Raw genomic sequence first — 15,828 nt, forward strand, 5'->3', positions numbered from 1 at the left:
GGCAGTGAACTGATTGAGCCATTGCAAAAACTTTTTATTTTTTTTCTAAGCTGCCTGTGAGGCAGTGAACACTGTGCCGTATGATGAAAGTCCAAAGACGCATTTCTAAGCTGCCTGTGAGGCAGTGAACAATAAACTAAATCAAAAAAGATAAGTTGCAACATTAAGTTAGGTTAAAATACTCATTTTTACCTTTTCAAAAACTCAATACTGCAACTCATTGTATATATTACTAATTTTTAAAGAGCAAAAATAAAGGGTAAAAATAGCCCTTATTTGACTTAAAAGTGAGGCACGCAGCCAATGCTATTCCCTTTGTTAGCTTTATTGTTTAATCCATAGCAATCAAACACCCCTTGTTGTTGCGCCTCAATTGTTTGTTTTTGAATAAACAATGGAAACTTGCTGTGTTTTTCAGGTGTTCTCTCCTTAGTTTGCTGACTATGTAAGAAGATGAAAGGAAGCTTACTCAATGAAGTTGGTTTGCTTTTTTCAAGATCAAACAAACACTCATCTAACGTTTTGCCACTTTTAGCCGACCATAATTCAGCCTTTTCTTGCATCTCACGCTCAATACGCTCAGGGGATTTAACATGCTGGCGAGTAAAACTCACCCATGTTACTTCTTCTGGTACTGGTTTTATGGTTTTTACATGGCAGTAGTCTTCAAGACGAGTTAACCATTTATTTATGGATAGCTTTTCTAATTGTGCTTGCTCTTTTGCAAACAAACGCAGCTTATTGCCAAGCGGAAAGCCTTTTTGACCATAATCAGGAAAGCCAACGGCGATCTCTGATTGGTTAGGTCCGGCTTTGTGTTCAACAAGTGCAATATGCACTTGTTGAAACACATTTTGCCATATAAAACCGAGCGGTATTTCGGCCTCTGGCAGCAGAGTGATTTCTTGGTAGTAGTTCATCGCAACTCCTTATTCACCAAACACACCACCACGGATCAGCATGGCCATTACATAGTGTTGTTGCTCCATCCCGGGCACTTTACCTTTCAGTAACCAAGCATCTAATAAGTTGTAAAAGTCGGTTTTTTCTTTTGGTTGGCGATATGCCGCACCACGGTTAGTTACCGAACCATAAGGTTCGACCGCAATTGCACCAATTTCATCGGCTTGTGGATGCCAAGTATCAATGGTACGTAGTGCATTACCAATTTTTTGTGAGTGCATTGCTGCTTGTCCGTCAAGTTGATATAGGAACTTACTCTTATCTCCTTTACCACCACCCATGACTAGCTCTTGTGACGGGAACACCGCTTGACCTTGACCTAATTGGCTATAAGCCTCAACTTTGATAAACGCATGTTGCTCAGTCAAGCCTTGTTGAATAATTTGTGCCAACTCATTGAGCTGCTCTTTGTCATCAAAGGCTTTTAAACTGAACTCATAGCTATCAAAACTAAATTGCTTTTCACCGACGCTGACAACCACTTTAATTTGCTCTGCGCCAACACGGTTGCGCCATAAAAAACGCCCATTTGCGATGTTATTTGCATAGCGCTTTGACAACTCTTTGAACTCAGTGTCTATTTGATACTGTTTGACAATATCGCCCAGTGCAGCTTGATAAGCAGGGTCATTACAAGTTGATGGTACATGTAAGTCACTCAATACTCTTAATGTAAATACAAGTTTAAGTGTATCGCAATCATGGGGTAAGGCGGCTACATCTACAGTTTGCAAGTTCGCCTTCGATACTTCAGCATCTAGTTTCGCAGGGTCATTAGCCGTTGCAGCTTTTAATCTGTTAGAAATAGTGCCTCTAACCGCCTTCTCACCAACTAAGATAGGTTGCCAAGTATCTGCCCCTAAATTACCTGCAAACATTAGCGCATCTGAAGGAATTAGCTTTGCTTCAAAAGCCAAAACTGAAGGAGTTTTTAGTTTTACGTCTGCCATGGTTAAATCTCCATATTTTTAAAAATTATCTGGGTTAAATACTGCTTCGCTGTCGATGAAGTCAGGCTCAATAATGGGTTGTGTATATTCGTTTGTGGTCGCGATGTACCACGGATGATTATCGGTGTAGCGCCAAAGTGCTGTTTCGATGTGAAGAAGGCGATGTACACTTTGCCACTCCCCCACACTGTAAGCAGTTTCTACAAAGGTCACTGGAACGGTGTTGTCTCGCACATTGGCAACCTTACCAGCTTCAAACAAAGGTGAAATTGCACAAAAGCCTGAGGCAATTGGTACTAAATAGCCTGCATTCGGCTTTGGTACGTATTCCCAATTGGCGTTGACTATTGCCTGTTCTGTCTCAACATTATCTTCTACTTGTTGATGTTCATTTGGGTTTGCACGATAAGTTAATGTTGCAAAATCACACCAAGCATCGAATAAACACGCATCGTCTTGTTCAGCTTTTAGCTGTTCAAAATGCGCTGAAAGATATTCGTTACGGTCCATAAGCACAAAGCCAGGCATTAAACGTCGCAATGCATAAGCTTGTTGCTCTTCGGTATTTAACAGTTCACAGGCTTCATACCCGAGTATTTGGCCACCAGCCAGTCTTAACGTAGGGATCAATCGCTTTAAATGCGCTTTAAGTTCTGTTTCTGTCAGAGTGTCACCTGCTACCAGCCCTTTTAATTCAATTAATAAAGATAGTTGCATGTTCATGCGGCCTTCTTCATTAATTGGGGCTGTTTTACCTTGGTGTGTAAGTGGGTTACGGGTTAATGCAAACACATAATCGCCCCACCCTTTAGGCTGGCGCGCATGCACCTGATTTTTGTGGCTGATAACCACCACGCCACCTAAATTAACCTTTAAACTTGCAGGTAATTTTCTTGAAAGAACATGAGCAAAGCCTAAAAAGTTGGTAATTGCAGGAAAGCCATAAGTGAGCCCTGCAATAGCATTGGCATTTTGTACATTAAGCTTTTTAATTAATATATATTGGCTCATTTTACAGATCTCCCAACTTTGGCGTGTGCCGCTCAAACTCTTTGAGTTGCTGCAAACACAGCTTTTTAAAGTAGCTATGCTCGTTATCTCCTAACAAGTAAGCGTCTTTATTTTCTAATTTTCTTAGAAGCCATGTAGCGAAATCGTGTGCTACTTCTTCTTGCCATTCGTTTTTTTCGCGATCAGATTGAAACGCAGCATTATCATTAAAAACATCAAGCCATAGGCAATGTGCTTTTTTCATTTTGACGTCTGTCTCAGTTGCCCAGCCTGATAATTCAGTTTGGTTTTGCAATAAAGCGACACGTTCAAATAAAGTGTCCAAGATGGGTTGTGTATACCAAAAGTCACGCTTATAACGGGTTTTAAAGTTTCGGTCACTCTCTTTTAAGCTTGCTAAAAACGCCCTAAATTCTTTGACATTTTGTGCTGTTTGATAGCTGAACTCACGATTAAAAAAGCTAGTTTGTTGAGCTGGTGATTTTATTTTCGCTTGGTAACTTGGGGGTGCGCAATTGAGTAAAAAGCATTGACCATAACGCTCACTATTTAACTGCGAAATGTTTTGTGGTTTAGAGCCACCAAAATTCTGAACTGCCGTCGCGACAAAACTGACAGAATCTTGTTGGTGATAATGCCCTTTTTTACGTGCCTCTTTTATCGATTTTGACTCTTCACTAAAACGAGTTTGAGTTACCGCATTATGAAGTTTATGGGTCAGTGCTGATGATGTGAGTGGCACCAATAAGTGATAGGCTTGTTCTTCACTAGTGTCTTGCACCACTGGGTAATAAAGCTGTTTGGTTAGGGTATGCCCCGCGAGCTTGGCATCCCCTAAAGCTTCTTTAAAACCCGCTTGCCATTCATTTAACAACAGCTCATCTTGCGTAAAAGCGTTGAGTGCATTTAAGTTACCTGCTTGAAGTTGCTTTACTAAACTTTCGCCTGCCACTTCAATTTTTAGCAACTTCGCTACATCCAGCGCAGCCGCATTTCCAACGGCATCAATAGCTTTTGTTTTTAAGCTCGCCGTTGTGATATAGCTGCTGTTTATTTCATGCAGGGTAACTAACATACTGCTAGCTTTGGCATCGCTGTGAGTAAATTTTGCCGCATGCGTTGCCATGCTAATTTGCTTGGCCCGCTTTGCAGCATCAGTTAACCAAATAGCTGGTTTAAACGCAGCTTCTATTGGCGCGGCTTGTTCTGCATAATCGGCTTTGGCCTTTGCTATCGCGACTGGATCATCGCTTTTATCGAGCACTTTATTTAAGGCTTTTAAAAGTGGCTCGAGCTTAGTTTGCTTGCGCTGCTCGATATAATCAGCAATGGCATCGCTCAAGGTGTTGTCCATTCGTCTTCCTTAGTTGTTATATTTTGATAAATTCCCAATTGAGAGTGCCAACTCCAAGTAATAAATTGATCATTCTGTTCGGCACGTAAGTTGACTTCGCCTAATTGCTCGCTGGCTCTTTGTAAGGATAAATTAAGTGCATCGGCGTAATGCTGATAAACACCCATAACACTGTGTGCAAACCACCAATGGCAACCAGCTGCCAAAGCTGTGTTATCTTGCGAGAAACGAGTTTGTTTGCTTACATAACAATAAGGTTTTCTGCTGGTATCGAGCTGGCTCCAGCAAAGAGTTTCGTCTTCAACGCGTAAAATAAATGCTTCTTGTGGTTGCGATTGCCTAAACTCGGTTTGGCGAATAAATTCGGCGTTCCAATTAGCATCATACGAGTGGACTGAACGCCACCACAGGTTGGCTTCTTTGTGGTTACGGTACAGCGGCAATTTGTAATTTTCACCCATTGTTTTTTCTAATGTAAAACGGAGGGCACGATGCTCTTGTACTAAAAAGCTCGTTGTTTTATTCGCTTGTGTTTCTTTACTTTGGGGATAGAACATAAAGTCATTCCCCTTAAATTCGGGCTCAACTATTCGAGATATCGCAGAAATATTGTCAAGCTCAGTGCTGAGCAAGTTTTTAAGGTTATGATCGCTTAACGGCAATGCTTTGCTTTCAAACCCGGGTTTACAATAAGCCGAATTTTCACCCTTAAGGGCCCGAATATTCTGCTCTAACACATACAAGTTACTGTCACTTGGCGCTTGCTGGCGATGGCGCTGAATACGGCCAGCTAGTTGAATTAATGAGCGCATTGAGCTTGGTTCAGCAATCGCCCAGTCGTAATCATGATCACGACCAACTTCGACGACCGATGTACCTATCACTACAAATATTAAGTTATTTGCCTTACAAGTTTTCAACGCTTGTTTAATTTCTGACTGTTGCCAAAGGGCGTTTTCATCATGCCTTGATAATATATTGTCGAGGCGGGTTTCTTTATAAGAGCGCAGCGCCAACGGGTATTGTGAGTGATATACACAATAAAACACTTCATGGTCTGGCATAGCTGATATGGCAAACAGTGCCTTCGCCGTCGCAACCATTGGATTAATATTCGCCATTCTCACCACACCAAGCGACACTTTCTTACCGCAAGGGCTTTGAGTGTGATGATTGGCATGAAGCTTAAAAACATTATTGTAAATTGTGCGCGCAACTTGCTGATAAACGGTGTCAGCTTGTTCAAACTCTATTGGCGCAATTTGGCCTTTTCTCAATACATGCTGTTGTTTTTGTAATTTTTTAATTCGCTTTTTGACATATGTGTTGTGCTGTTCGAGGTAATTCTCTTTATTACTAATTTCTTTAGTAACACTCGAAAACTCGTCGACCCACGCACACACCACCGTGTTATTTTGATTATCACCAAACTGCGCTTGATTAAAGTGTTCTCTACCACTTCGATAAGCGTCAAATAACGTTTTAATCAGCGCCGGTGGCAAAGTGGCCGAAGACAGTAATACGCGAGAGCCCAGCATACCTGCCCAGTTCACCAAACGGCATAATGCCGGTAAATCTTCTAAGCCAAAGTCATCGGGTTCGTCGAGCACCAAATCAGAGGTGAGCAAACGCAACATGGGTGCTATTTGCTTACCTCCGCGCTTACTTTCGGTGGCTGGCATTAAATGGTCTATGGTACTGACAACCACTGGGGCACTGACTAACTGCTCTAATTTAGGGCTGCTACTTAACCAATGTTTTAATCGCCCGTCGTAGATTTGGCCTTGGTAACTGACGTATAAATCAGCTAATAAATCATCGGCAGATTCACTGCCAGAGCCCATAATTTCTTGTTCTTTGCTTAACTGATGCAGCGTTTTCACGGCTTGAGAGCCAACCAGTACGCCTAATTCATCTTCACCTAACTTTAAAAGATCTCTGTACGCATCACCTGTTTGCAACGTAAGCGTTCTTAAACCTAGTGCAACTGAAAATCGACACCCCTCTCTTTCATCTGCAAGTGCGTACATAATACGGGCGTTAGCAATGGTCTTACCGCAGCCTGTTGATGCCATGTTCACTCCAAAAAAACCTTGCTTCTCAGTTGTTTTGGCGATTGTTTTCATTTCGCTAAACGCTTTATCTTGCCAGCGGTACTTGGTCTGTGCAGTATTTTTAGTAAACAGCCTATGTTGCGTAATCGCAGGCAACGTAAACTTAAGCGCTGGTAGGTTTTGAATAAAACGCTGGGCATTTGCAGCAACACCAATGTTGTGTTCATCAAGTTGCTGCTTGGCTTGTGCTTTATTTGAATTTGCCGTTTTATCTGTATTGGCAATAGGTTGATATTTTGGATCGCGCCAAGCTGATTTGCACTTTTCAACGGGTAATGATGAATAATAGTGATCGGCCAACATGAGACTCATTCGCGCAATATGAGCTACAAAACTTTGGCCTAACCAGTCAGTAGTCATTGCACTCACTGCCGGATTTTTTAAAGCCCTTGTCGCAAGCTTTTGTGCCTTATTTTGCCATGTTCTACTTAGTAGAGGAGTACCAAATTCAAACTGCCAGTTATGCGTAATCGCTTCTTCACTATAAGTACTTTTTTCAAGTGCATTAGCTGAATTCCAATGACTGGAAGCACAAGTATTTAACCATTGTTCCATTTGGTCAATCCTTGCCACCTTACAGTGATCTAATGGCAATCTGTGATGCGACACCACTAACCAAGCCACCAGCTTTGCCATAGGCGATAAATGCTCAAACACACGCTGTTGTTTTTCGTGATCTTTACACATATTGGTGAGCATGAAGTGCTCTAGCTCAATTGCCTTGCTTGGAGAGAGCATTGCTAATTCTGAAAGCCAATCTTCATCTGATTTATGTTTTACAAGTGCTTCAAACAATCTAAGCGATACCCACTCGTGGCGATAAGGCTCACCCTTTTGCTTGGTTTTACCCGCCAATTTGGCCTGAAATAAGGCATTAGCTTTACCAAAATCGTGGAATAACCCCGCAATGCTTGTTGCCAGTAAAATGATTTCATTCAACTGCCAGCCTTGCTCCCACTCTTTATGTTCAAGATTGAGCGAAGTTCTATTAACTGGCACTACGCCTTCCAAATTAAACTTATTTTTATTGCCAACTACCCATAAAAATTGGCTTCGGGCTCGGCTTCGGATCCAGTGGCAGCTTACGGCGGTGCTACGGCTGGCGGTTTTGCGTAGCATTTTTTTAACCGTATCGAGGCCTTCTTGAGTGATCACGGTTTGCCATGTGTTGTCGCCAATACGGTTGGCAAAGGCATCGAGCACGCGCCTTGTCTTTTTAAGGGCGTTTTTTTACATTGACTAACAAACGTGACCATCATAAGGGAGTGCTCTGTTGTTTTGCGTCAATCACCGCCATTTGCTCTTCACTTAAGGCGACTGCTTTGACTATATCAAACATATAATCGAGTGCTTTGTGGTCGGTAAAAGCTTGCAAAATTTGCTGGCGAAACTCTTGCTCAGTGGCATTTTCTTTGGCACAAATAAATGCCCAAGGCAGTACCAATGCATCTTTGATTAAGTCAGCAATATCAAAAACTAAAGCACCGCGCCGTGTTTTACCATGCATAACAGCAAAACCATGAGGAATGCCAAGCACCCAAAGCGTGCATGCAGCTAAGCCATACGCTAAGTAATTACCATGATTTAAAAAATCATTCGCTTTGCCTATATCAACTTTGCTTGTTGATTGATGCTGACGCTTAAAACCATCTGCTTGTGTTGTATTTGCAGCATATTTATACAGCACTTTTGTAAGCTGAGCTTCAGTGAGAAGCAGTTCTTGTGAGTTTGTGGCTTTTTCTGTTCGTGTAAAAAAGGTGTCGAGCGCACTTTGAATAGATTTATCTTCAAAATTAAAGCCCTCTCCTTTTAGATCTCGATCTTTTTGCCAAACTTGTTTTAAAAAGTCGATACGTGCATTTTGAAAGGTTTTAGCAGCGGCCAAACGTTTACTGTCATCGAACCAAAAGCCCATCCAACCTTGAAGATATTCAGTTGGTCGATACTCATTTTGTGGTGTAAACCACTCTATTTCACAGCCCATATAAAGTGGTGTAGCACCGCCACCACAAAAACCGACTAATACGCCTGCTTGTGAAAGCATGCGCATTGCTGCTTGGGTAATTGAGGTGCCATTACCCAGCAAAATCACTGTGGTATTGGCAATAGGAATATTAAAATAGAGGTTTTCCTTAGTTGCCTCTGTTAAATACAATACACGGCCATCTTTTTGCATCACTCGGCAATATTCTAAGTAATATAAGTTGGCGCGTTTGGAGTGCAATATTGCTTTTAAATCGCTAGGGCTAAATTGATCCATACACACAATTCCCTTTTATGTAGTATGTTTATCTTAAAGCTAACTTAACAACAACCTCGTATATTGTCACTTTTAATTATTACACTAGCGCCTTCAGCTCCATAACTTCGATACGTTAAGCAGCAGTTAAATGTTTACTCCACCATCCCCCTCTGCGTGCTAAACATTGAGCCAGGTTTTATGCTCGTCAAACCTCATTTTTAAAGGTATTGGCCTGTGCGCTTTCAATAAAATCAAGGTCAAATCCCTTTTGATTAAGAATGTTACTACCAAAAGCTTTTAAGCCATCAGAGCCAGAATGTTTTGAAAGTACATTCTTTTTAAAGCTTATTAGCCGTTTTAGATTGGTGGAAGTGCTTGGATTTCGAACCGCAGGAAAGATATATTCTAGATAAGCATTTATTGGTTTCATAAGCTCAAGCAACTGAAGTGACTGCTTAGTTAAAGGAATATTATGCTTCTTCCTAGCTTTGATTCTTTCTGTAGGAATGATTCAAATTTCATTTTTATAAACTATTTCATGCCATTAATAACGAGCTGTTTCGGGTAACCTGCATAGTGTCTGTCCTGCTATATGAGGTCACTTTCAACCTATAGCTCATGGCTTTTGGCCTATCAAATTGGTGGGCCACTCTATGGAACATCTTAACCCGAAAAGTGCGAAACAACGTAGAACTGTACAGATACAAAAAACCCCTCAAACCTAGAAGATTTAAGGGGTTTCAGGTCGTCTTCGGTGGTAACCGAACACTGTATTGGTGGAGCTGGGGGGATTTGAACCCCCGTCCGAAAAGCCTCGACCTTTGGTACTACATGCTTAGTATCGTCTTTTAGTTAACCTTTACAGCTCGGACGAACACGATCTGCAAAGGCGAGGCCGCTTAGTTTTAACCCTTCAACCCCGGCCAGGGTTTCCGCAGCGAGTCTGTGTAGGGTGACACTTCAGAACCGGGTCCACAGACATACACCGGAGAAGTGCTAGCGGGCTATTATGCCGCTAGAGCGTAGTTATCGTCGTTTGCGATTACTTTAAATTGCGGCTTTTTTACGAGGCCAACCGCACCTCGACATGCACCTCGGGCGTCTTGAATTCCGTCGAATCCTAATCAGCCCCTGAATTTGGTATCTCATTCAGAGTGTGCAAGCAGTATAACTGAGTAAGTCGTTTTTACTCAAGGCATTAATGAGGTTATTTTTGCTAAGTCCCTTTGAATGCTGAAATTTCAAACAGGAAATATCAGTTTTTATACATATTTTTACATTTAATGCATACATTATCTTAACATAGTACAAAAGTTGTGCTGAAATGGGGGTTGTTGTTACCTCTACTATAAAAATCCTGTAGCAACACATAACTATAATAACAAGCCGTATTTTACAGGACTTACTAAATGTCGATGTTTACCTTCGATAAGCAAAGTGGTGATGTCTCTTTGCAAGAACACCCACGAGATGCAGGTTTTCCTATCAATAGTGCACAATTGATAGAAGCGATTGAACAATCGCCTTATGCTAATTTTGAGTTAGTAGATGCCAATATCGGCAAGCTATTCACGCCAAGTAGCCATTACCAAACTCAGTCTTTGATTGTTGCTAAAGCTGTAGATGCACAGTTAAAAATTAGCATTGATGAAAAAAACATGGTGGTTGAAGCAAGTATAACAACTGCCCGCGGTGGAAAAATTATCAGCATGGACTGTGCTAAAGCAATGCTGGCTGAAGCCGGTGTTGTAAAAGGTATTAGTATCCGAGCGCTTGATACATTTTTAGGGCAACAATTTAAACAGCCCCCCGGCGCCCATTACTCCGCTATTATTGCACATGGCAGAATGCCCAAAGAAGGCACTGATGCTAAATTCGTGCGTTTATGCTCAACTGCACAAGACCGTGTATTAAGCCCACAAGAAACCACTGGCGGTAAAGTGGATATGCGCAACTTAGGTGCCATTATCACAGTTAAGCCTGGGACGCCTTTAATGCAACGAGTTCCTGCAACCGGTGGAGAAGATGGCTTTACTGTATTTGGTGATGTTCTACCCGCTAAACCCGGAAAAGATCTCCCTCTTGAACCATTCGAAGGCACACGAATTGACCCAGCTAATAGCAATATGCTGATCGCGGATGCTAAAGGGGTGCCTGTTGCCCTACCCCGTGGTATGCGTGTTGATGATGTATTGTGTTTTCACCATGTTGATGTAAGTACAGGTCATGTTGAGTTTGATGGCAGTGTTATTATCAGTGGTGATGTTAAAGATGGTATGTTCGTTAAAGCAACGGGCGATATTACAGTCTTAGGTTTTGTCGAATCAGCGACAATTGAAAGCAAGAGCGAAGTGACAATTATGCTAGGTGCGATTGGTCGTAAACGTGATAATGCAGATTCCTTTACTTGCAATATTACCGCCGAGCGCACTATTTCTGTTGGTTATGCTCAATATTGCCACATTAAAACACAGCAAGATCTGTTTATAGAGCGCCAAGCATTGCACTGTGATTTAAGTGCTAGACGACTTATTCGTGTGGGCAAAGCGAACAATCCTCGCGGTAAAATTATTGGTGGCAATATTTTAGATGCTATGCGAATTGAAACAGGCGAGCTTGGTGCGCCATCAGGCACCAAAACTCGTGTTTTTATAGCGCAGTACTGGCATGATTTACGCCAAAAGCAGCAGCAAATTAATGACTTTGAAAAATTATTAGCGACAAAAGCCGCAGCTCTACAGCAAGCACGAAAAAAGGCCAGTAAAATACCAGACCCAGCCCAGCGTGCGCATTACATTAATAAGATTACTGCAAGTGAGCAGCAAATTAAGTTAAAAACGGCCAGTACGAAAAAGAAAAAGCATTTGGTCAAACTAAAAATTTCACGATTACTAGCAACAAGTAGGCTTAAAGTAAATGAGTTGATGCACCCAGGGGTGGAGCTTAAGATTGCGCAAGAGAGTAAACAGTTTTCACGTATCTACCCTCCTAATATGCTGCGCTATGTTGAAGGAAAAATTACTCAGTCGTTTTAGCGGCTGAGTCTTGTTCTTCTTCAGTTACTTCGGTTTCTGGTAGCGGCCAACCACCAAGTTGCTGCCAGCGATTAACGATCAAACAAAATAGCTCGGCGGTGCGTTCGGTATCATAAAGCGCTGAGTGAGCTTGTTTGTTATCAAACTCAATGCCAGCAGCTCTACATGCTTTGGCTAAAACGGTTTGCCCTAACGCAAGCCCTGCAAGTGAAGTGGTATCAAAGCTAACAAATGGATGAAATGGTGTGCGCTTTATTTTACAACGCTCAATCGCTGCATTTAAAAAGCCGTGATCAAACGCTGCGTTATGTGCTACAACCACTGAACGCTGACAACCTGCTGCTTTTTGTGCCTTGCGCACAACTTTACAGATCTCTTTAATCGCTTCTTCTTCTGGTACAGCACCACGTAAAGCTGAAAACGGATCAATACCATTAAACTCAATAGCCGCTTGCTCGATATTCGCGCCTTCAAATGGCTCAACATGAAAATGAACTGTGTGATCAATACTTAACACACCGTGTTCATCCATTTTTAATACAGATGCGGCAATTTCTAATAGCGCATCGGTGTCTTTATTAAAGCCTGCAGTTTCAACATCAATCACAACAGGAAAAAAGCCACGAAAGCGTTTTGCGAAAAGAGTTTGTTCAGTATTTTCCATAGTCTTCTTGGTTTGCCAGTGTAAGCTGGCTATTATGTCAAAAACCACGGCTGCTCTGCTAGGGGTAATACACTGAAATCGTATATTCTTAACAAGTTTTTAGGCACATTATTTGCTTTAAACTAATCAGCTAGCGCTGTGCTATGCAGTTTTAACTATTTAGCACACAAACTTGCCAATTAATTGGCATTGATGATTTGTTGGAGATTTACCGTGATGAAGTTTTCATTACTCCCTTTAAGTTTAAGTCTTATGTCGCTATTTGCTGCCACACATACAAGCGCAGCTATGCGTGAGTACACTGCAACAGCAGATACTTCTAACTGGAATATGGTTAAAACATCTCGCTTAGAATGCCAATTAAATCATGAAGTTCCTTACTATGGTGAGGCTATTTTTAGCACCACGGCCAGTAAAAATAAAGACGTTAACTTTAATCTTGATATGGTTGTTAGGCCAGATAACTACAGCATTGCTGGCTTAAAAGCAGTGCCACCACACTGGCGTGCAGGCATCCCAGCCCGTGATTTAGCTAATATGAAGCTGTTACGAAAGTTTGACGGCGAACTGGGTAATAAAACTGCGTGGGAGATGCTCACAGAACTTGAAAAAGGTTACCAACCGACATTTTATTACCAAGACTGGCAAAACAGTGCCGACAAAATTGCCGTTGGCTTATCAAGTGTTAACTTCAAGCAAGCCTACTGGGCATTTTTACAATGTCGCGATGCCATGTTGCCCTACAGTTTCGAAGATATTTCGTTCACTGTAATGAATTACGAACCAAACAGCAGCAACTTAACTAAGACATCACAAAAGCGTTTGGAGAAAATAGCCGAATACTTAAAGTACGATACGAGTATTGCCTCTATATCAATCTCGTCTTACACCGATAGTTACGGCGGCCGCTGGAATAACCTCGAATTATCTAAAAAGCGCGCAAAAGCGATTAAAGACTATATAGTTAGCTTAGGTATTGATGAAAATAAAATTGATACTGAAGGATACGGTGAAAAACGCCATGTTGCCAGTAACGACAACATTCTTGGCCGGAACACAAATCGCCGTTTAGTGATTCAAATTGCTAAAATGTAGTAGCCGCTATTGCGGCTACTCGCTTTAACCCATTTCTAATGGCTTGATACCTTTAAAACGTTTTATCCATTTATCGCCAAACTGGAAGAACGCTAGGCTTATCATAATAACCGTTGCACCAATTACCAGCTCTTGATCTATTGGTTCATCGTTTAATAAGCCGCCTATAGCAATTGCAAAGCTCGGTGTGATCAAGGTTGTTAATGCTACTGTACTCGCGTTCAATTTTTGCAATACATGAAAATAAGCCAGTGCACCAATTAATGAACCAAACACGCCTAAGTAAACAATTGAGTACAGTGATTTTGCGCTCCACATCTGGCTATTAAGTTGGCCATCTACCAGCAACCAAGTAATAAAAAACAGTGGCGTTACAAATACTAAAGCACCAAATGTGGTGGCCATTGGGTGAATAGCAATTCTTACCCGTTTGATCATCACGCCACTTAAACTAAAAAAGCACACTGCCATAAATACATATAGCAGACCACTAAGCTGCTCTACCCCACCTTGAATATGGCGCTGACTCACTAAAAATAAGCCAATTAAGGCGCAACCAAGTGCCGCAAGCTTAACCGCACTGAACTTAGGTTCGTTCAAGATCTTTTGCGCAAGTAAGCCCGACAAAATTGGCGCAAGGCCAAACATCAACGAGATTAACCCTGAAGGCACCGTTTTAGCGGCCATGTAGCTTAATAACATGCCACCAAAAATACCAATGCTCGAATAGCCATAGAGAAACAAAGCGCGGCGATGCCAAGGCACTCGGATATTAGCCACAGCAACGACAAAGGCAGCCAACACCAGTCCCACCAGCATGCGTAAAAACACGGCTAGGGTCGGCGCTACCGTTTCACTACTCCAAACAATACCCAGCGGTGTTGTTGACCAAATCACCACCATTAAAAAATATGAGGCTTTAACAGGCACAAGCTTATTCCTTTAAAAAGGCGAAAAAAGCGGAAGAGAATTTAAAAGAGAAATAACCAACCGCTTAGGACGCGGTTAGTAAAACTTACTTAATTAACCGCAGCACATAACAGACCATACGACTGATGAGGTCAGGCGCATACAATTGTTTGTTGGTCGTTGGTTTAGCTGCATCATGGTATTTAAAAAGTAAGTTGAAGAAGCTTAAGAATCCACCCAAATGGTGATTTTGTCAACACTAAAACTCAGACAATTTTCCATAAAGTTTCTAGGCGTTTTCAACGGTCTGTTTGCACATGTAAATCATAAGTTACATTTAATTTCTTTGATTTATAACAAAACTATTTAAGTTTTGTTAAACAAGTTATATCTTGCTTGCCTCTCACGAAGTTTAAGGGGCAAAAAGTGCTTAAAAATAAAACAATAGGTAGCATGTTAATTGTTGCTGGCACCACCATAGGTGCAGGGATGCTGGCATTGCCTATCGCCTCAGCAGGGCTTGGTTTCACAACAGCGTTATCACTTATCTTACTTACATGGATTTTAATGACCTACACAGCATTATTGATGCTAGAGCTACATCAATATGCCGACAGAGACGCAACCCTCAATACCTTAGCTAAGTCATGGTTAGGTAAACGTGGACAATGGGTGGCTAACTTTTCAGTGATGTTTTTGTTTTACGCATTATGCGCTGCGTATATCGCAGGTGGCGGTGCGCAATTACAAGAAAAGCTTAACTCTGGATTATCGCTTTCTTTAGCACCGCAAGTTGGTTCAGTCATTCTGGCTGTGGTAATAGGTACGGTGGTTACGCTCGGCACTAGTAAAGTTGATAAACTTAACCGCGTGCTTTTCACTATTAAAGTATGCGTACTAGCGAGCTTATTTTATATGCTGACACCATATGTTCACGGTCAACACTTACTTGAAATGCCGATTGAACAAGGTCTGATTTTATCTGCAATTCCAGTGGTATTTACCTCATTTGGTTTTCATGGCTCTATTCCGTCGATTGTGAAATACGTGGGTTTAGATATCAAAACACTTCGTAAAGTGATGGTGGCTGGTGCAGCCCTGCCTTTAGTGATTTACATTTTTTGGCAGTTACTTAGCCAAGGCATGATGAGTCAAAGCGATTTACTACAAAGCCAAGGGTTACCGGGATTTGTAAGCAGTGTCGCTAGCATTGCTCACAGCCCGCATGTTGCCACAGCAGTAAACATTTTTGCTGATTTAGCGTTAGCCACGTCTTTCTTAGGGGTGAGTTTAGGCTTATTCGACTTTTTTGCTGATGCATTTAAAAAAGGTGATGGCAGTAAAGATCGTATCAAAACAGCCTTGATCACCTTTATTCCACCGCTTGGTTTTGCGCTATTCTACCCGCAAGGGTTTATTATGGCGCTTGGCTACGCCGCCATTGCGCTGGTTATTTTAGCGGTGTTTTTACCGGTTGCTATGGTCTATAAG

The 15,828-nt window shown here is 41.7% G+C and carries 12 protein-coding genes, 1 other RNA gene and 1 CRISPR repeat array (1 of these 14 cut by a window edge); of the genes, 3 read left to right on the forward strand and 10 right to left on the reverse strand.

What is annotated here, in order from left to right:
- Window positions 1-130: direct repeats of the CRISPR family, unit length 28 nt; unit sequence TTTCTAAGCTGCCTGTGAGGCAGTGAAC (it extends 2,658 nt beyond the left edge of the window).
- Window positions 131-281: 151 nt separating this feature from the next.
- The 8 genes from cas6f to ssrA all read right to left on the reverse strand — a co-directional run bounded on the left by cas6f (window position 282) and on the right by ssrA (window position 9,766).
- Window positions 282-920 (reverse strand): type I-F CRISPR-associated endoribonuclease Cas6/Csy4, encoded by a 639-nt coding sequence (cas6f, locus tag L1264_RS17625; protein ID WP_199525969.1) that lies wholly within the window; start codon window positions 918-920, stop codon window positions 282-284.
- A gap of 9 nt (window positions 921-929) precedes the next feature.
- Entirely contained in the window at window positions 930-1,913 is a 984-nt protein-coding gene (gene csy3, locus L1264_RS17630; protein ID WP_199525968.1) for a type I-F CRISPR-associated protein Csy3, read from the reverse strand.
- An 18-nt stretch (window positions 1,914-1,931) separates the two neighbouring features.
- Window positions 1,932-2,924: a type I-F CRISPR-associated protein Csy2 gene (gene csy2 / locus L1264_RS17635; protein WP_199525966.1), complete on the reverse strand. Its 993-nt coding sequence runs from the start codon at window positions 2,922-2,924 to the stop codon at window positions 1,932-1,934.
- Between the two features lies 1 nt (window position 2,925).
- A complete protein-coding gene (gene csy1, locus L1264_RS17640; RefSeq protein ID WP_199525964.1) occupies window positions 2,926-4,278 on the reverse strand; it encodes a type I-F CRISPR-associated protein Csy1 in 1,353 nt (450 codons plus the stop codon).
- A complete protein-coding gene (gene cas3f / locus L1264_RS17645) occupies window positions 4,263-7,595 on the reverse strand; it encodes a type I-F CRISPR-associated helicase Cas3f (protein WP_235404311.1) in 3,333 nt (1,110 codons plus the stop codon). The genes csy1 and cas3f overlap by 16 nt, the downstream gene beginning before the upstream one ends.
- Window positions 7,596-7,647: 52 nt before the next feature.
- Window positions 7,648-8,652 carry a type I-F CRISPR-associated endonuclease Cas1f gene (gene cas1f / locus L1264_RS17650; protein ID WP_199525960.1) on the reverse strand — a complete coding sequence of 335 codons (1,005 nt, stop codon included), beginning with the start codon at window positions 8,650-8,652 and terminating at the stop codon, window positions 7,648-7,650.
- Between the two features lie 187 nt (window positions 8,653-8,839).
- Entirely contained in the window at window positions 8,840-9,064 is a 225-nt protein-coding gene (locus tag L1264_RS17655; protein ID WP_199525959.1) for a hypothetical protein, read from the reverse strand.
- A 344-nt stretch (window positions 9,065-9,408) separates the two neighbouring features.
- Window positions 9,409-9,766: a transfer-messenger RNA gene (gene ssrA / locus L1264_RS17660) on the reverse strand.
- A gap of 277 nt (window positions 9,767-10,043) precedes the next feature.
- Between ssrA and L1264_RS17665 the strand changes: the two genes are divergently transcribed.
- Entirely contained in the window at window positions 10,044-11,669 is a 1,626-nt protein-coding gene (locus tag L1264_RS17665; RefSeq protein ID WP_138556965.1) for a FapA family protein, read from the forward strand.
- Here L1264_RS17665 and rnt read toward each other — a convergent pair.
- A complete protein-coding gene (gene rnt, locus L1264_RS17670; RefSeq protein ID WP_135924092.1) occupies window positions 11,653-12,333 on the reverse strand; it encodes a ribonuclease T in 681 nt (226 codons plus the stop codon). The two genes, L1264_RS17665 and rnt, sit on opposite strands and share 17 nt — an antisense overlap.
- Window positions 12,334-12,549: 216 nt before the next feature.
- Here rnt and L1264_RS17675 point away from each other — a divergent pair, with 216 nt between their 5' ends.
- Window positions 12,550-13,428: a flagellar protein MotY gene (locus L1264_RS17675; protein ID WP_199525985.1), complete on the forward strand. Its 879-nt coding sequence runs from the start codon at window positions 12,550-12,552 to the stop codon at window positions 13,426-13,428.
- A gap of 24 nt (window positions 13,429-13,452) precedes the next feature.
- Here the strand turns inward: L1264_RS17675 and L1264_RS17680 are convergent, their stop codons facing one another.
- Window positions 13,453-14,358: a DMT family transporter gene (locus tag L1264_RS17680; protein WP_135924091.1), complete on the reverse strand. Its 906-nt coding sequence runs from the start codon at window positions 14,356-14,358 to the stop codon at window positions 13,453-13,455.
- Between the two features lie 405 nt (window positions 14,359-14,763).
- On the opposite strand from L1264_RS17680, the gene L1264_RS17685 reads away from it, so the two are divergent.
- On the forward strand, window positions 14,764-15,828 hold a 1,065-nt coding region (locus L1264_RS17685; RefSeq protein WP_235404313.1), incomplete at its 3' end, for an aromatic amino acid transporter.

The organism is Pseudoalteromonas sp. APAL1 (genome assembly GCF_021532475.1).
GTDB lineage: Bacteria > Pseudomonadota > Gammaproteobacteria > Enterobacterales > Alteromonadaceae > Pseudoalteromonas > Pseudoalteromonas lipolytica_C.